18 protein-coding genes and 1 tRNA gene are annotated in these 15744 nt (G+C 67.5%); 7 read left to right on the top strand and 12 right to left on the bottom strand.

From position 1 onward, the window contains the following. Window positions 1-193 precede the first annotated feature (193 nt). Together ACFVDO_RS00145 and ACFVDO_RS00140 are read left to right on the top strand one after the other, a co-directional pair. The gene (locus tag ACFVDO_RS00145; RefSeq protein WP_378858078.1) at window positions 194-1309 is read left to right on the top strand and encodes a hypothetical protein; all 1116 of its coding nucleotides are present in this window, start codon (window positions 194-196) and stop codon (window positions 1307-1309) included. Window positions 1310-1755: 446 nt separating this feature from the next. After that, entirely contained in the window at window positions 1756-2748 is a 993-nt protein-coding gene (locus ACFVDO_RS00140) for an integrase core domain-containing protein (protein ID WP_378858079.1), read from the top strand. 119 nt (window positions 2749-2867) lie between these two features. Here the strand turns inward: ACFVDO_RS00140 and ACFVDO_RS00135 are convergent. Continuing rightward, a tRNA-Pro gene (locus ACFVDO_RS00135) sits at window positions 2868-2941 on the bottom strand. A 118-nt stretch (window positions 2942-3059) separates the two neighbouring features. Here ACFVDO_RS00135 and ACFVDO_RS00130 point away from each other — a divergent pair. From ACFVDO_RS00130 to ACFVDO_RS00110, 5 genes are all read left to right on the top strand, one after another. After that, window positions 3060-3644, top strand: coding sequence for a GNAT family N-acetyltransferase (locus tag ACFVDO_RS00130; RefSeq protein ID WP_378858080.1), 585 nt, complete (start codon window positions 3060-3062; stop codon window positions 3642-3644). A 23-nt stretch (window positions 3645-3667) separates the two neighbouring features. After that, entirely contained in the window at window positions 3668-4333 is a 666-nt protein-coding gene (locus tag ACFVDO_RS00125) for a lysoplasmalogenase family protein (RefSeq protein ID WP_378858081.1), read from the top strand. Beyond that, entirely contained in the window at window positions 4330-4692 is a 363-nt protein-coding gene (locus ACFVDO_RS00120) for an RNA-binding S4 domain-containing protein (protein ID WP_378858082.1), read from the top strand. The genes ACFVDO_RS00125 and ACFVDO_RS00120 overlap by 4 nt, the downstream gene beginning before the upstream one ends. Before the next feature lie 56 nt (window positions 4693-4748). Continuing rightward, entirely contained in the window at window positions 4749-5282 is a 534-nt protein-coding gene (locus ACFVDO_RS00115) for a hypothetical protein (RefSeq protein ID WP_378858083.1), read from the top strand. Window positions 5283-5479: 197 nt separating this feature from the next. Beyond that, a complete protein-coding gene (locus tag ACFVDO_RS00110) occupies window positions 5480-6109 on the top strand; it encodes a hypothetical protein (protein WP_378858084.1) in 630 nt (209 codons plus the stop codon). A gap of 223 nt (window positions 6110-6332) precedes the next feature. On the opposite strand, the gene ACFVDO_RS00105 is transcribed toward ACFVDO_RS00110, so the two are convergent. The 11 genes from ACFVDO_RS00105 to ACFVDO_RS00055 all read right to left on the bottom strand — a co-directional run bounded on the left by ACFVDO_RS00105 (window position 6333) and on the right by ACFVDO_RS00055 (window position 15721). After that, window positions 6333-7241, bottom strand: a complete 909-nt coding sequence (locus ACFVDO_RS00105) for an NUDIX domain-containing protein (RefSeq protein WP_378858085.1) — start codon at window positions 7239-7241, stop codon at window positions 6333-6335. Window positions 7242-7285: 44 nt separating this feature from the next. Next, entirely contained in the window at window positions 7286-7756 is a 471-nt protein-coding gene (locus ACFVDO_RS00100; RefSeq protein WP_378858086.1) for a GNAT family N-acetyltransferase, read from the bottom strand. Between the two features lies 1 nt (window position 7757). Then, a complete protein-coding gene (locus tag ACFVDO_RS00095; RefSeq protein ID WP_378858087.1) occupies window positions 7758-8819 on the bottom strand; it encodes a Glu/Leu/Phe/Val dehydrogenase dimerization domain-containing protein in 1062 nt (353 codons plus the stop codon). Between the two features lie 85 nt (window positions 8820-8904). After that, window positions 8905-9342 (bottom strand): HIT family protein, encoded by a 438-nt coding sequence (locus ACFVDO_RS00090; RefSeq protein WP_378858088.1) that lies wholly within the window; start codon window positions 9340-9342, stop codon window positions 8905-8907. Window positions 9343-9344: 2 nt separating this feature from the next. After that, window positions 9345-10817, bottom strand: a complete 1473-nt coding sequence (gene der, locus ACFVDO_RS00085) for a ribosome biogenesis GTPase Der (protein WP_378858106.1) — start codon at window positions 10815-10817, stop codon at window positions 9345-9347. Window positions 10818-10878: 61 nt separating this feature from the next. Further along, on the bottom strand, window positions 10879-11580 hold the full coding sequence (gene cmk / locus ACFVDO_RS00080; RefSeq protein ID WP_378858089.1) for a (d)CMP kinase: 702 nt from the start codon (window positions 11578-11580) through the stop codon (window positions 10879-10881). After that, on the bottom strand, window positions 11573-12691 hold the full coding sequence (locus tag ACFVDO_RS00075) for a prephenate dehydrogenase (RefSeq protein ID WP_378858090.1): 1119 nt from the start codon (window positions 12689-12691) through the stop codon (window positions 11573-11575). Before ACFVDO_RS00075 ends, cmk begins: the two co-directional genes overlap by 8 nt. Further along, window positions 12688-13482, bottom strand: a complete 795-nt coding sequence (locus ACFVDO_RS00070) for a pseudouridine synthase (RefSeq protein ID WP_378858091.1) — start codon at window positions 13480-13482, stop codon at window positions 12688-12690. Before ACFVDO_RS00070 ends, ACFVDO_RS00075 begins: the two co-directional genes overlap by 4 nt. Then, window positions 13479-14090: an SMC-Scp complex subunit ScpB gene (scpB, locus tag ACFVDO_RS00065; RefSeq protein ID WP_378858092.1), complete on the bottom strand. Its 612-nt coding sequence runs from the start codon at window positions 14088-14090 to the stop codon at window positions 13479-13481. The genes ACFVDO_RS00070 and scpB overlap by 4 nt, the downstream gene beginning before the upstream one ends. Continuing rightward, window positions 14080-14904: a segregation and condensation protein A gene (locus tag ACFVDO_RS00060; protein WP_378858093.1), complete on the bottom strand. Its 825-nt coding sequence runs from the start codon at window positions 14902-14904 to the stop codon at window positions 14080-14082. The genes scpB and ACFVDO_RS00060 overlap by 11 nt, the downstream gene beginning before the upstream one ends. Then, on the bottom strand, window positions 14888-15721 hold the full coding sequence (locus ACFVDO_RS00055) for a ParA family protein (RefSeq protein WP_378858107.1): 834 nt from the start codon (window positions 15719-15721) through the stop codon (window positions 14888-14890). Before ACFVDO_RS00055 ends, ACFVDO_RS00060 begins: the two co-directional genes overlap by 17 nt. Window positions 15722-15744: the final 23 nt, after the last annotated feature.

The raw sequence follows: 15744 nt of genomic DNA, 5'->3' as shown, positions 1-15744 counted from the left end.
CACCTGCGGGCACTGAACGGGACTGCTGCACGAGTGGGCGACATCGCACAAGGCTTGCAGGGTGCAGTCCGCTTAACGCGCTGCCCGGTTAGGGATTCGACCGAGCGGTTAGGTACGTCGGGAGCGGGAGTTGCCGGCGAAGGGATCGGCCGACTCGTCGTCGACATGGTCAGTGTGCAAGTAGCATCCCTCCATGGGCCAGAAGCTGCACGAAAGCCTGTCAATGACAATCGCGGCCTGCGATCTGCAATACGTGGCGGGCAGCATTATTTCCGCCAAAGGCCATCCGCGGCTCTGGCCAATGTCCCAATGGGCCGTGATGGTTACGTACGAACTGCAGCAGTCGCTCCGAGATGCGAGTCCTAAGCTTTCGTGGGATCCGGTCATCGCGGAAGCGGCGCGACACGGTGGCAAGTTTTTCGACGGTAAGGGCGATCGGAACCTCACGGCCGTCATGAGCAGCTTCGAGGCACTCATCGCCGCAAACCGAGAAACCTTCTTTCCCGCTACGCGCAGGTTCAAGGTGCTTGACCGACTTCGGGACGACCTATCCGTCATTACCGACGGTGATGAGGTGCTGCTCACGAGCGTCGGCGGACAATTCATGCTGGGCTTTCCGCCGAGCCAACTCGTCGACTTTTCAGCGTGGGGGCCGCACGCCTTGACGCTGATGCGGGGAGTTGGACAGGCCACGGGGCTGGCATTCCCGGATCGTCGACTGGAGGAGTTCGCCGGTCATGGCAACCACAGCGAGACTTCAGTGACTTGGTGGGACGGAAAGCTATCGGAGGTGATTCCGACTACCTTCGCCGGCGAGCTGAGCACGGAGCTCGCGCTATCGCTGATTACGATCCACTCGACCGTGCAGGCGGCATACAAGTGGACGTCGACCGACTGCTGTCCATGGTGCGCCGCTGCAGCACTCAAGCATAGGTTCGTCGTCCTGCACCATGCCGCACGATCAGTCGAACAGTTGCAATCCCGGACTAACCAGATTGGTGGACGATCCGCTGAATACTTGGACGCGCTTTGGGCGGAACCGGACGTGAAACTTGTTACGACCTTGCCATACAGGCGTCTCAGAAACGGTTGGTTCCACCTCGGAATAGGCGACATAGAAGCTCAACTCCCGGCCAAGCCAGATGTGCTCAACGTTATTGAGGCCTACACCCAACAAGCTACTGAGCCATTCGTTCGACTAGTGAATGACGGGCTGGCAACGCTGGCTCGTGGACTCGGCCTCTGGATGGGCGCCTCCGCCAGCGGCGGTGAATCGATGTTTGATCGGCTACGCAAGGTGCGCGTCTGAAATGGTTGACCATTGAGGCGAAGGGCAACTTGGAACCGGCGGAATCCGCAGTTAGCCACGAACCCGAAACGCTGTCGCCAATGCCCGCCTCGGGACGGAGGCGCTCCCTGAGCGTTCAGCGCCCGATATGAGATCCACTTCGACCGCTGACGCTCCCCTAACGGCACCGCCTGAATACGAATGGGCATTTGCTGCGGCGGCAACTGGCCGCGAGGGCGCCAAAGTGATGGATTTTTGATGACCAGATCACATCTCGCCAACTAGAAAGTCCCGGAAACCCTTGAGTTTCCGGGACCTCTCGGTCGGGATGACAGTGTCGGATTGCAGGACATCGTTGACGGCTGATCGCGCGGATGTCGGTGATGATCGTTGACGGGTGGGCTGCGACATCGTTGACGTTCCGGCACGGGTGATCGTTGGCTGCTGAGTCGGGACATCGTTGACGGGTGAAATCGAAGAATCTCGTCATCGTCCGGGCCGTGCACGAGCAGGGCCTCACACGCGCCGAAGCTGCAGCCCGGTACGGGGTGACACGCCAATGGGTGCACACCCTCGTCACCCGCTACGAGAACGAGGGACCCGACGGGGTCGCGCCGCGCTCACGCGCGCCGAAGACCCGCCCAGGGACCACCGGCCCCGTCATCCGAGACCGGATCATCCAGCTGCGGCGCGAGCTGACGTCCTCGGGTGCTGACGCCGGCCCGATCACCATCGCCTGGTTCCTCGCCGACGGCACCCGCGTCGAGATCCTCGACTTCCTCGACGACCACGCCCGCTACCTGCTGGACATCCGCCCCGCCGCCGCGTTCACCGGCCCCATGGTTGTCACCGTCATGACCGAACTCATCGACAGATACGGACCTCCCGCATCCACACTGACTGACAACGGGCTCGTGTTCACCGCCCGCCTGGCCCGCTACAAAGGCGCCCGCGGCGGATTCGAGAAGCTCCTCGCCGCGCACCGCATCCTTCAGAAGAACGGCCGCCCCGGGCACCCACAGACCCAGGGAAAGATCGAACGCTTCCACCAGACCCTCAAACGATGGCTGAAAGCCCGACCACTGCCGAACACGATCAAGGCCCTCGCCGACCTGCTCACCGAATTCCAGACCTGGTACAACACCGCCCGCCCGCATCGCTCCCTCGGACACCGCACCCCCGAGCAGGCCTACACCGCCCTGCCGAAAGCCGCCCCGACCGGCACCACAGACACCACCGAATGGCGATCCCGCACCGACATCGTCGACAAGAACGGCAAAGTCACCCTCCGCTACGCCGGACAGATCCGCCACCTCGGCATCGGCAGAGCCCACACCGGAACCCCCGTGCTCATGCTCATCCACGACCGCAACGTCACCATCAGCAGCATGAACACCAGCGAAATCATCGCCGAGTTCACCATCGACCCCACCCGGGACTATCAGCACAAGAAGCCTTGACCAGCCGCGTCAACGATGACCCGACTCACCAGCAACGCGTCAGCGTCAACCCCACGAACCCACAAAAAAGTCCTGAGCCGCGACTAGTTCGTAAACTATGTCGCGACTCAGGACATCGGTCGGGATGACAGGATTTGAACCTGCGACCCCCTGACCCCCAGTCAGGTGCGCTACCAAGCTGCGCCACATCCCGTTGACACGCGCTTTCGCGCGGGCAACTCCCCTATCCTAGCCGACGCGAACGGGCATCGCGAACCACGCTCTGCCCGGGCGTGGTGGCCTATGTCCGCGGCCCGGCGTAGCGTGCTGACATGGTCACGATCACCACGGAACGCGCGACGGTCGAGCGGTGGGACGATGTGCAGCACTCCCTCACGGGTGGCGGCGATGGAGCATCCTGCCAGTGCATCTGGCCCATGCTGCGCAACAAAGATTGGGAGGCGACGAATCTCGATCAGCGCCGCGAGATGCTCCACGACGAAGTCGCTGACGGCCCGCCGCCGGGCATCGTCGCGTACGTCGACGGAGAGGCGGCCGGGTGGATCCGCGTCGGCCCCCGCCCCGCGCAGGTGCGCCTGGTCAACACGAGGACAATCGTCGGGGCGACATCCGAGCCGCTCGACGACGACAGCGTCTGGGCGGTGAGCTGCTTCGTCGTGCGGCGCGAGCATCGCGGCAAGGGCGTCAACACCGCGCTCCTGGACGCGGCCGTCGAATACGCCGAGGAGTCCGGTGCCCGCATCCTGGAGGCCTATCCGATCGACACCGGCGGAGCGAAGGGGCGCAGCAACGACCTCTTCCACGGAGTGCTGACGACGTTCCTGGCCGCGGGATTCCTGCATTCTGGCGACCTGAAGCCCGGCAGGCCGCTGGTCACGCTCGAACTCTCGCGCTGATCGCGCGGCAATACGATGGAGGGATGCCGCGTCGCACCGCCGCCCGCCTGCTGATCTGGGTGCCCTACATCGTCCTCTCCGTCATCCACGTCATCGCGCTGGCGACGGAGAGCGACCTCGCCGCGCCGACAAAGATGGCGCTGATGCCGCTTCTTGTCCTGCCGGTGCTGCTCGAGGCGCCGAGACTGCGCCCGCGGGCGGTGCTCGCGCTTCTGATCGCGGCGCTGCTGTTCTCCTGGTTCGGAGATGAGGCCGGAACCTTCTTCTCGTGGGGACCTGAACTGCCGCTGATGCTGCTGTTCTTCGGTATCGCACACATCGCCTACATCGTGCTCTTCGCGAAGTATCTCCGGGTGCGGCGCATCCCGTGGTGGACGCTCGTCTACGCGATCTGGTGGGTCGGGATGCTGGTCGTCCTCGGCCCGTCGATCGGAGCACTCATCTTCGCCGTCGCCGCCTATGGGCTGGTGCTTGCCGGGACCGCGACGATGGCCGCGCGCTGCCACCCCGTGATCACGACCGGCGGGGTGTTCTTCCTGATGAGCGATTCGATCCTCGCGTTCCGGCTGTTCCTTCCCGACGCCATGCCTCAGTGGACAAGCCCCGCCGTCATGCTCACCTACACGCTGGGTCAGGGTCTGATCGTGGCGGGCTCGCTCATCGCCGCGCGTTCTCGGGAGGCATCATGAGTGAGGGAGCAGCGCGCGTGGACAGCTGGCTGTGGGCGGTCCGGATCTACAAGACCCGCTCGGCAGCGACCACCGCGTGCCGCGCAGGCCATGTCCGCGTGAACGGCGACAAGGCCAAGGCCGCGCAGTCCGTGAAGCCCGGCGACGAGCTGCGCGTGCGGATCAGCGGGTTCGATCGCATCCTCGTCGTGCGGCAGACACTCACCAAGCGCGTCGGAGCGCCGCTCGCGGCGGCCGCCTACGACGACCGCACTCCCCCGCGCGAGCCCATGGCGATGAACGCCGTCCGGGATCGGGGCGCCGGACGGCCGACGAAGCGGGAACGTCGCGACATCGATCGGCTGCGCGGGCGAGAGTGACTCCCGCCTGTGGATAACTCCCGCGGGGCTTCTGGGATCTCGGTTACCGTAGCCGGGTGACGTCATCTCGCGCCCTCGCTGCTCTCACCGCCGGCTGCCTCGCCCTCGGACTGCTTGCCGGGTGCGCGCCAACGCCGGAACCGAAGCCGACGAAGACGGCGGCGTTCGCGTCGGATGAGGAGGCGTTCGCGGCGGCGAAGAAGACGTATGAGGAGTACAACGATGCGAGCAACGCTCGACGAGCTGGTAACGAAACTCCGAATCCGCAGGACTTCCTGAGTGGGTCCGCTCTTACGGACGACAACAAGGCGATTAAGTTCTTCCTGGAAAATAACGTTCAACCTCGCGGGACCGTCAGCGTTAGGTCATTCACGCCAGACCCGAAGTCATTGAACTCGAGTCGGACTGTGCTCTCCGCGACTGTGTGCCTCGACATCTCCAAGAACCGTCTGTTCGATGCCGACGGACGCGACATCACTCCGGTCGACCGAGCGAACGTAATCTCAACCGATCTTGAAATGCGCTGGGTGAAGAGCTCCTTCGTCATCTCTGCCGAGGCCGAGGGGGATGAAGGCGCATGCGAGTCCTAGGCGCCGCTTCCATCGCGCTTCTCGCGGCGTTGCTTGTTCCGTCCATCGCACATGCAGACTCTCCGCGGGATGACGATCTCCCTCAAGAACTAAGAAACGCTGTCGGCAATATCTCGCATAACCAGGCCACGATCACGTCCACCAAGACCACCCCTGGTAAAGGAAAGCCTTCTAAGCGGCGGGGTATCAGCATTGATATGTCCTATAACGTGCCGCCTAAAGCGCCGCCTCGCTCCGCATTGGATATCTGCCTCGATTCATGGGAGAAGGTGAAGCTCTGTTACAAGCCTGTCGAACAACCCAAGTCCGACAAAGCACCCGCCCCGCCCTCCGCGCCCGGCTTCCCCGCCATCACGATCACCGACCTCGCTGGCTTCGCCCCCAAAGGCGCGGTCCTCACCGGAGAACCAGACAATCTGGGCGTCGCGGGCCTGCCCACCAACATGGTCGCCGACGCCGACGTGCACACCCAGAACGGCACCCTCTTCAACTTCCCCATCGCCGTCCGCTTCACTCCCGCCGGCTACACCTTCGTCAACGGCGACGACACGACTACCAAAGCCAGTACCGGAGGCGCCACCTGGGACGCCCTGCGGCAGGCGCAGTTCACGCCGACGGACACCAGTCACACCTACAAAGAGCGCGGCACCTACACTGCACGCGTCGACGTCGCCTACACCGCCGAGATCGACCTCGGCACCGGCTGGTTCCCCATCACCGGCACGCTCAACACCACCGGCGCAGACCAGCAGATCCGCATCTACGAAGCCCACACCGCGCTCGTCGCGCGCACGTGTAACGAAGACCCGACAGCGCCGGGCTGCTGACCACCGACGACGAGCGACGTCCTTCGTCTCGCTCCGCTCGCTCAGGAGCCGGGAGCGGAGGCAGCACGTCCTTCGTCTCGCTTCGCTCGCTCAGGAGCCGGGAGCGGAAGCAGGACGTCCTTCGTCTCGCTTCGCTCGCTCAGGAGCCGGGAACGGAGACAGGACGTCCTTCGTCTCGCTTCGCTCGCTCAGGACCCGGGGACCCGGCGAGGCGCAGACGCGCTCAAGCCTCCGGAAGCTGGCGCAGCAGCCATCCCGCGGACTCGACGCGACCGCCGGCGGCCTCGACGCGCTCCGACAGCCCGCGATCACTCGTCACGACGATCACAGCCAGGCCTTCGCCCCGCAGACGCAACGTCTCGGCCACGATCTCGTCGTCGCCGCTCGCAGGCGCCCGCACGACGGCGACCCCGCCGTCGCCCTCGACCATCGCCTTCGCGTGGCCCTCCACCACAAACGACACTGACGGATACCAGCGATCCGCCGACAGTCCCAGCGCCGACGCGGCAACACCCTCCGCCGCCCACGCCGACACCCGAGCATGCAGCCGCTCGGCCGCACCTGCCCGATCCTTCCACCAACCGTCCGGCACCGAGCCCACGACGTTTGCGGCATCCACGACGACCGCCGGACGCGCAGAGAGCAACGTCGACAGCCTCGCCCACGAATCTGCGAATCCCGGATGCAGCTCGCGCTGCGTCACCTCCGAGACGGGAACCCACTCCAGCGCCACGCTCTCGGGGTCGCTGATCACCGGTTCGAACGGCTCCTGCACATCCGCGACCACCGTCGTGTACGTCCAGATCCCCAGATCCAGCACGTTCGCGAACCTCGGGCGCAGCGCCCCGTCCGGGATCCCGGCCTCCTCGCGGGCTTCGCGCAGCGCTCCGTCCAGAGCCGATTCACCCTGATGCCGCGCTCCACCGGGGATCCCCCAGGTGCCGCCGAAATGGCTCCAGCCGACTCGATGCTGCAGCAGAACGCCGCGCTCCGCATCGACGGCGAGCACGCCCGCGGCGCCGAAACGCCCCCAGTACTTCTCACCCGATTCCGCCACAACCCAGGCGTCGCCCGGATCGCGGGGACCCAGCGGACGTCGCGGTTCGCCAGGCTCGGGAGGAACGATCGTCATCCCTCCACCCTTTCACAGCGGGCGCACCTGCTGCGTGCCCTCCGTCATCCCCGTTCTTCTGCCGTCACGATGCGTTCCGCAGGCGTGTACCTGAGCAGATTCGTCTCCCGCTGTACGAATCCGACCGATTCGTACAGTCTCAGCGCCGCTTCTCGCGACGGACGCGACGTCAGATCGAGAGTCCGCAGTCCGCGCTCCTCAGCGAGCGAGGTCATGCGGGTGAGCAGCATCCGAGCGATCCCGCGTCCTCGCATCGCCTCGTCGACCGCGACGTCCTCAACGTGCCCCCGAAGACCCGAGGGCAGGGGCAGCGAGACGAACGTCGCCATCCCGACGATCCTGCCGTCTGCGCGCGCGACGATCAGATCCGTCGCATCGTGCGAGACGATCGCGTCGAACCGCGCGCGATCGAAGACCGCCGTGCGGGAGAGCTGCGCGAGCAGCACGGCGAGGTCCTCCGCGTCAGAATCACCGATCGTCGTGAGGATCTCGACCTCGACACCCGCGCCGCTCATCTCAGACCGTCACCCCTGCGCGCAGACGCGATGCCGCGAGTTCCTCGGCCGCCGCCAAAGGCGTGATGCCGCGCACCTCGGCGTCGTCCAGGATCCTGCTCACGGTGTCGCCGATGCCGGCCACCCGAGCCATGATCTCCTCGCTGGTGCCGAGCTGCTTGGCCTCGAGGTCGAGGTAGATCACACCACCCGCGTTCACGACGAAGTCCGGTGCGTAGAGGATACCGCGGCTCGCCAGCCGATCCGCGCCGGACCGCTCGGCCAGCGGGTTGTTCGCCGGTCCGCAGACCGCCTTCACGTCGAGTGCGTCGATCACGTCGTCTGTGAGGATGCCGCCGATGCCCGCGGGCACGAACACATCACCGGGCAGCAGGTGCTCGGTGCCTGGCTCCGCCCAGGTCGCGCCGATCGACGCGGCGAAATCGCGCCGCGCGGGGTTGATGTCGGTGACCGTCAGCACGGCGCCCTCGTCCGCGAGCCGCTGAGCGAGCCGCCCACCGACCTGCCCGAGGCCAGAGATCGTCACCCGACGGCCCGATGCCGAAGCGGAACCGGTGAGCTTCGACAGCACCGCCCGCAGCGATGCGTACACACCGAGGCTCGTCGGACCGGCGGGCTCGCCAGAGCCACCCGTCGCCTGCGGCAGTCCCACCACGTGCGCGGTGCGCTCGCTGACTGTCAGCATGTCGTCGGTCGTCGAGCCCACATCCTCAGCGGTGCGATAGGCACCGCCCAGCAGCTCGACCGCGTCGCCGAGGTCGAGGAACGCCGCGCGCCGCCGGTCCGCGTCCAGCGTCTCGCCGGGCTCGAGCCTGATGACGGACTTGCCGCCACCGGCATCCAGCCCTGCCGCCGCGTTCTTCAGCGTCATCGCGGCGGACAGCCGCAGCGCGTCGCCGAGGGCGTCGCTCCAGTGCGGATACGTCCACAGCCTGGCTCCGCCGAGGGCGGAGCCGAGCACCGAGGAGTGCAGTGCGACGGTGATCATCAGCCCGCTCCGCGGCCCGGTGATCACCTCCACGCGCTCGTGGGTGAAGTCGGGCAGGGGCAGGGTGTGCGTCATCGCATCCTCTTTCGGCGGGCCTCGTGGGCGCAGTCAAGCGGATGCCGGGAGTGGTGGCATCCACCTGCCATCGTAGGCGTCCGTGTCAGCCGCGGTCCATCGCGAGCGCGCGCCTGATCACGTCGGCGTCAGCATCGAGCAGCGCCCGCTCGCGCTCCGGCGCGCGGTGCCCCAGCTCGGTCCAGCCGTCACCCGCCGACCGCGGGATCACGTGCAGGTGGAAGTGGAACACCGTCTGGTAGGCCGCCTCCCCATCGCACAGAAGCAGGTTGATCCCGTCGCAGGGAATGCCCGAGCGGCGCAGCGCTCGGGCGAGCATCTGCCCGACCTCCCAGACGCGCGCGCCCGCATCGGCATCGATGTCCTCGAGGCCGACGACGTGCGCACGCGGGACGACCAGCAGGTGGCCGCGCGTGACGGGGTACCTGTCCATGAACGCCACGACGGTCTCGTCCTCGTAGACGATGCTCGCCGCCTCCTGTCCGCGTACGATCGCGCAGAAGACACAGGTCCCTTCAGCCATGACTACCTCTGGCGGCGCTCCCTGACGCGCATGTTTATGACGATCGGCGTGCCCTCGAACTCGTAGAGCTCACGCAGGCGGCGCTGAATGAACCGGCGGTAGCCCTGGTCGAGGAAGCCGGTCGTGAACAGCACGAATGTCGGCGGGCGGGTCGACGCCTGGGTGCCGAACAGGATGCGCGGCTGCTTGCCGCCCCGCAGCGGGTGCGGGTGCGCTGCGACGAGCTCGGTGATGAACGCGTTGAACTTGCCGGTCGGGATGCGGCGATCCCAGTTCTCCAGGGCCAGCTCGAGCGCGGGCACGAGCTTGTCGAAGTGGCGGCCGGTCTTCGCCGAGATGTTCACGCGCGGAGCCCACGCCACGTGCGCGAGGTCCTGCTCGATCTCGCGCTCCAGGTAGCGACGACGGTCGATGTTCTCCATGTCGTCGTCGAAGAGGCGGTCCCACTTGTTGAACGCGAGCACCAGCGCACGGCCGGACTCGAGCACCATGTCGATGATGTTCAGATCCTGCACGCTGATCGGCTGGCTCACGTCGAGGACGACCACCGCGACCTCGGCCTTCTCCAGCGCGGCCGAGGTGCGCAGCGACGCGTAGAAGTCCGCGCCCTGCTGCAGGTGCACCCGACGGCGGATGCCGGCGGTGTCGACCAGCCGCCACAGCTTGCCGCCCAGCTCGACGACCTCGTCCACGGGGTCACGGGTGGTGCCGGCGAGGTCGTTCACGACCACGCGCTCCTCCCCCGCCGCCTTGTTCAGCAGCGAGGACTTGCCCACGTTCGGCCGTCCGAGGATGGCCACGCGGCGCGGTCCGCCGATCTCGGCCTTCGCCACCGCCGACACGTCGGGCAGCTTCTCCATGATCGCGTCGAGCAGGTCGGCCACGCCGCGTCCGTGGATCGCGGAGACCGGGTGCGGCTCGCCCAGGCCGAGGTTCCACAGCGCAGCGGCCTCGGGCTCCTGGCGTGCGTCATCGATCTTGTTCGCGACGAGGAACACCGGCTTGCCGCTCTTGCGCAGCAGGCGGACGACGTGCTCGTCGGTGGAGGTGGCGCCCACCATCGCGTCGACGACGAACAGCACCACGTCGGAGAGATCGATCGCGACCTCGGCCTGCGCGGCGACGGAGCGGTCGATGCCGCGAGCATCCGGCTCCCACCCGCCGGTGTCGACGAGGGTGAAGCGGCGGTCGAGCCACTCGGCCTTGTACGTGACGCGGTCGCGGGTGACACCGGGGGTGTCCTCGACGACGGCCTCACGGCGGCCGAGGATGCGGTTCACGAGCGCGGACTTGCCGACGTTCGGCCGTCCGACGATCGCGACCACCGGCAGCGCAGGCAGGAACTCGATGCCGTCCTCGCCGAGCGTGACGCCGGCGAGCAGCGCGTCGTCCTCGTCCTCCAGCTCGTAGTCGGACAGCGAGGCGCGCAGCACCTCGGCCCGCTGGTCGGCGAGCTCCTCGTCCAGAGCGGCCATCTTCTCGGCGAGCTGGTCGGGCGCGCCCTCGTACTCCGTCTGCCCTGAGTCGTTCGTAGGGTCAGCCATTTCGTTCTCCTCGGCGTTCGACGATCACCGCGAGTACGGCGTCGACGGTCTGCTGGTAGTCCAGGTCGGTGGAGTCGACGACGTCCACCCCGGGTGCGGCGGTGAGGAAGTCCACCACCGCGCTGTCGCTGCGGTCGCGCTTGTGCAGCGCCTCCGCGACAGCGGCGGCGTTCTCGCCGCCGAGCTCTGCGGCGCGCCGGGCGGCGCGCACTTCGGGTGCCGCGGTCAGCAGGATGCGCACCGGCGCATCCGGGGCGACCACGGTCGTGATGTCACGGCCCTCGACGACGACGGCCGGATACGGCGCCTCGGCGACTAGGCGCCGGAAGACCTCGTTCACCTGCTGGCGCACCGCAGGCACCCGCGCGACGCCGCTCACGGCGGCCGACACACGAGGGTCGCGGATCGCGTCGGTCACGTCGACGTCTCCGACCGCCACGCGGCGGTCGTCGGCGTCGAGCCCTTGCGCCAGCGGGAAGTCGGATGCTGCGTCCAGCACGGCCTGCTCGTCGGCGGTGTCCGCACCGCGCTCGAGCACGTGCCAGGCCAGCGCCCGGTATGCGGCGCCGGTGTCGAGGTAGCCGTAGCCCTGGCGTCGGGCGATCTCCTTCGAGACGCTCGACTTGCCCGAGCCCGCAGGCCCGTCGATGGCGATGAACTTCGCGGCATCCGTCGTAGGGGTGGTGTCAGTCATTCGTGCTCCCTGCGATCCGCCATCCGCGTGCTTCCAGTCCCTCGATCGCGCCGCGCAGCGCCGCGGGAGCGACACTGATCTCGGCCAGGCCGAACTGCGCGCCGGGCGAATGCTCCAGGCGCAGATCCTCCACGTTGACCTCCAGCTCGCCGAGCTCGCCGAACAGGCGGCCCAGCTGGCCGGCGGTGTCGTCGACCATGACGACGAGCTGCTCGAATCGGCGGTTCTGGCCGTGCTTGCCCGGCAGTCTTTCGACGCCCTCGTTGCCGTGCCGGATCGCGTCGGCCATCGTGCGGCGCGAGCCCGGGGCATCCGGTTCGCGCAGTGCGGCGGAGACGTGACGCAGGTCGTCAGCGAGTGCGTCGAGGATGTCGACCACGGGCGCAGCGTTCGCGCCGAGGATCTGCACCCACAGCTCAGGTGCGGATGCGGCGATGCGGGTCGTGTCGCGCACGCCGGGCCCGGCCAGGCGCAGCGCGCCCTCCTCGGCGTCCGCGAGGCGCGCGGCCAACAGGCTGGCGACGACCTGCGGCACGTGCGAGGTCAGTGCGACCGAGCGATCGTGCTCCTCGGGGGTCATCTCCAGCGGCATCGCCCCCACGTCGAGGGCGAGTGCCTCGACGAGCGACAGGTCGGCCGCGCGGGTCTCCTCATCGCGGCACACCACCCAGGGACGTCCGATGAACAGGTCGGCCCTGGCCGAGATCGCGCCGCCGCGCTCGCGCCCGGCGAGCGGATGCGAGCCGATGTAACGGGTCAGGTCGACTCCGCGCTCGCGCAGCGTGCGGTACGGCTCGAGCTTGACGCTGGCGACATCCGTCACCACAGCATCCGGGAAGCTCGCCAGCTCGGCCTCGATCACGTCGGCCGTGACGTCCGGCGGCACGGCGACGACGATCAGTGCGGGCCGATCGTCGGCGGATGCGGCGCGGCCTGCGCCGTAGTCGATGGCGAGGCGCAGCTGTGCCGGCGACGCGTCGGCGAGGACGACGTCGACGCCCTTCGCACGCAGCGCGTGCCCGATGCTGGCACCGAGCAGGCCTGAGCCGACGATGCGCACGGTGCCCGAAACGCGCGACTGCGTCGCGGCACCATGGCCTGGTTCGGTCACTGCTTCTCCTGCACGTCTCCCGGCGTGGCATCCGCAGGGCTTCCCTCGCGCGACAGAGTCAACAGCGCGCCGAGTTCGATTTTACTCAGTTCGCGGCTCTTCCCGGCAGGGAGCGTTCCCAGGTGCAGCGGGCCGAACTGCCGGCGCACCAGGTCGATGACGGGATGCCCCACCTCGGCCATCATCCTGCGGACGATGCGGTTGCGTCCGGAGTGCAGCGTGAGCTCGACCATGCTGGAGCCGCCGCCTGCGCGCGAGGTGTCCAGAAGCCGTGCCTTGTCGGCCTTGATGAAGCCGTCCTCGAGCTCGAACCCCTTGGTGAGTCTCGCGATGGTCTGCGCCGTGACCAGTCCCTCCACCTTGGCGATGTACACCTTCGTGACCCCGAACGACGGGTGCGCGAGCACGTGAGCGAGTTCGCCGTCGTTGGTGAGGATCAGCAGGCCGCTGGTCTCGGCGTCCAGCCGTCCGACGTTGTACAGCCGCTCCTCGTACTCGCCGGTGAAGCGGCGCAGATCGGGGCGACCCTTCTCGTCCTTCATCGAGCTGACGACGCCGGTGGGCTTGTTCAGCATCACGTAGCGCTTCGAGACGTCGAGCTGCACGGCGGTGCCGTCCACGTCGATGAGGTCGTTCTCGGGGTCGATGCGCGTGCCGAGCTCGGTGACCGTGCGCCCGTTCACGCGGATGCGCCCCTCCACGATGTACTGCTCGACCACACGCCGCGAGGCGACGCCCGCGTTCGCCAGGGCCTTCTGCAGGCGGATGCCCTCAGGTGCTTCGTCAGTCATGAGCCAATTCCTTCGTCGAATCCGTCTGCACCGTCGTCGAGCAGCGGTGAGATCGGCGGCAGCTCGTCGAGCGAGTTGATGCCGAGGTTCTGCAGCAGCTGGTCGGTGGTGCCGTAGTTGATGGCGCCGGTCTCGGAGTCGGCGAACATCTCGGTGATGAGGCCGCGCGCGAGCAGCGTTCGCACCACGGAGTCGACGTTCACCGCACGGATGGACGCCACCTGCCCGCGGGTGACCGGCTGCTTGTACGCGATGACGGCGAGCGTCTCCAGCGCAGCCTGTGACAGCCGTGCCGGAGCCTGACCGCCGATGAACTCCGCGATCAGGTCGTCATGGTCGTCGCGCGCGTACATCCGCCACCCGCCGCCGACCTCGCGCAGTTCGAACCCGCGCCGGGGTCCGGCGCCGCGACCGTCGTAGTCGTCCACGAGCGTCTCGAGAGCCTGCCGCACGGCCGGCACCGGCGAACCGACGGCGGCCGCCAGTGCGACCAGCCCGATCGGCTGGTCGACGATCAGCAGGATCGCCTCCAGACGCTCGGTCAGCGGCGTCTCCAGAACCTCTTCGATCATGGAGATGTCATCTGTCTCGCGCACTTCATCGGTCATAGTCGGCTCCCAACGTCGCCAGCATCTCGTCGGACCAGCTCTCGGCGGACCACCGCAGCGTCAGCTCGCCCAGAGGCTCCAGCTGCTCGAAGGACAGCGCGGCGTGCCGGTACAGCTCGAGCACCGAGATGAACCGCGCCACGACGACCCCCGGCTCGGTGGAGCCCGCGACCAACTCGCGGAACGTCAGTGCCTCGGCGCTGCGCAGCAGCGTCACCACGATCGCCGCCTGCTCGCGGATGCTGACCAGCGGCGCGTGCAGGTGGTCGAGCCCCACCGACGGGATCTCCTTCGGGGCGAACGCCAGCAGCGCGAGCGCGGCGAAGTCGTCCTTGCTGAGCGTCCACACCAGTTCAGGCGTCTTCTTGCGGTGCTTCTCCTCGATGGGCACCGCGCGCATGTGCCGACGCTCCTCGCGCTGCAGGCACCGCGAGAACCACGCCGAGACCTCCTTGAAGGCCCGGTACTGCAGCAGGCGCGCGAAGAGCAGGTCGCGCGCCTCGAGCAGCGCGACGGACTCGGCGTCGACCAGCTCGCCCTGCGGCAGCAGACCTGCCACTTTCATGTCGAGCAGGGTCGCCGCGACGACGAGGAACTCGGATGCCTGATCGAGCTCGTCATCGCCGTCGAGATCCTTCAGGTACGAGATGAACTCGTCGGTGACCTTGCTCAGCGAGACCTCGGTGATGTCGAGCTGATGCTGCGAGATCAGGTTCAGCAGCAGGTCGAAGGGTCCGTCGAAGTTCGATAGCGAGACCCGGAAGCCGGATCCCTCGGCATCCTGATTCTGAAGATCCTCAGGCGACGGCACCACGGGACACAAGCTCCCGCGCCAGTCGCAGGTACGCCTGTGCGGCGGGATGCTCGGGCGCGAACTCGGTGATGGGGACGCCCGACACCGATGCGTCGGGGAACTTCACGGTGCGGCCGATCACGGTCTCGAGCACGTCGTCGCCGAACGCCTCAACGACGCGCTCCAGCACCTCGCGGGAGTGCAGCGTGCGCGGGTCGTACATGGTCGCGAGCACGCCGTCGAGCTCGATGGCCGGGTTCAGCCGGTCGCGCACCTTGTCGATGGTCTCGATCAGCAGGGCGACGCCGCGCAGCGCGAAGAACTCGCACTCGAGCGGGATGAGCACGCCGTGAGCGGCGGTCAGCGCGTTGACGGTGAGCAGGCCGAGCGAGGGCTGGCAGTCGATGAGGATGACGTCGTACTCGCCGGCGACCTGGCGCAGCACCCGCGAGAGGATCGTCTCGCGGGCGACCTCGTTGACCAGGTGCACCTCGGCGGCGGACAGGTCGATGTTGGCCGGCAGGACGTCGAGGTTGTCGACGTCGGAGTGCACGATCACCTCGTGCGCATCGCGCTTGGTGTCGAGGAGCAGGTCGTAGATCGTGGGGATGTCGTGCGTCGGGATACCAAGGCCCGCCGACAGCGCGCCCTGCGGGTCGAAGTCGACCGCGAGCACCTTGCGGCCGTACTCGGCCAGTGCCGCCGCGAGGTTGATCGACGTCGTGGTCTTGCCCACGCCGCCCTTCTGGTTGCACAGCGCGATGATGCGCGCCGGACCGTGCGAGGCGAGTGGTGCCGGGATGTCGAAGCCGTGGTAGGGACGACCGGTCGGTCCCATAGGGATGTCGTCCTTGGTCTGCT

This window comes from Microbacterium sp. NPDC057741 (assembly GCF_042798735.1).
Taxonomy (GTDB): Bacteria; Actinomycetota; Actinomycetes; order Actinomycetales; family Microbacteriaceae; genus Microbacterium.
Note: the sequence above shows the minus strand (reverse complement) of the source record. Positions and strands in the feature narration are given on the sequence as shown.

What these genes read in the sequence shown, in the direction of transcription:
- ACFVDO_RS00145 (WP_378858078.1), top strand. Translation starts at nt 194, where the DNA reads ATGGGCCAGAAGCTGCACGAAAGCCTGTCAATGACAATCGCGGCCTGC.
- ACFVDO_RS00130 (WP_378858080.1), top strand. Translation starts at nt 3,060, where the DNA reads ATGGTCACGATCACCACGGAACGCGCGACGGTCGAGCGGTGGGACGAT.
- ACFVDO_RS00125 (WP_378858081.1), top strand. Translation starts at nt 3,668, where the DNA reads ATGCCGCGTCGCACCGCCGCCCGCCTGCTGATCTGGGTGCCCTACATC.
- ACFVDO_RS00120 (WP_378858082.1), top strand. Translation starts at nt 4,330, where the DNA reads ATGAGTGAGGGAGCAGCGCGCGTGGACAGCTGGCTGTGGGCGGTCCGG.
- ACFVDO_RS00110 (WP_378858084.1), top strand. Translation starts at nt 5,480, where the DNA reads ATGTCCTATAACGTGCCGCCTAAAGCGCCGCCTCGCTCCGCATTGGAT.
- ACFVDO_RS00105 (WP_378858085.1), bottom strand. Translation starts at nt 7,241, where the DNA reads ATGACGATCGTTCCTCCCGAGCCTGGCGAACCGCGACGTCCGCTGGGT.
- ACFVDO_RS00100 (WP_378858086.1), bottom strand. Translation starts at nt 7,756, where the DNA reads ATGAGCGGCGCGGGTGTCGAGGTCGAGATCCTCACGACGATCGGTGAT.
- ACFVDO_RS00095 (WP_378858087.1), bottom strand. Translation starts at nt 8,819, where the DNA reads ATGACGCACACCCTGCCCCTGCCCGACTTCACCCACGAGCGCGTGGAG.
- ACFVDO_RS00090 (WP_378858088.1), bottom strand. Translation starts at nt 9,342, where the DNA reads ATGGCTGAAGGGACCTGTGTCTTCTGCGCGATCGTACGCGGACAGGAG.
- der (WP_378858106.1), bottom strand. Translation starts at nt 10,817, where the DNA reads ATGGCCGCTCTGGACGAGGAGCTCGCCGACCAGCGGGCCGAGGTGCTG.
- cmk (WP_378858089.1), bottom strand. Translation starts at nt 11,580, where the DNA reads ATGACTGACACCACCCCTACGACGGATGCCGCGAAGTTCATCGCCATC.
- ACFVDO_RS00070 (WP_378858091.1), bottom strand. Translation starts at nt 13,482, where the DNA reads ATGACTGACGAAGCACCTGAGGGCATCCGCCTGCAGAAGGCCCTGGCG.
- scpB (WP_378858092.1), bottom strand. Translation starts at nt 14,090, where the DNA reads ATGACCGATGAAGTGCGCGAGACAGATGACATCTCCATGATCGAAGAG.
- ACFVDO_RS00055 (WP_378858107.1), bottom strand. Translation starts at nt 15,721, where the DNA reads ATGGGACCGACCGGTCGTCCCTACCACGGCTTCGACATCCCGGCACCA.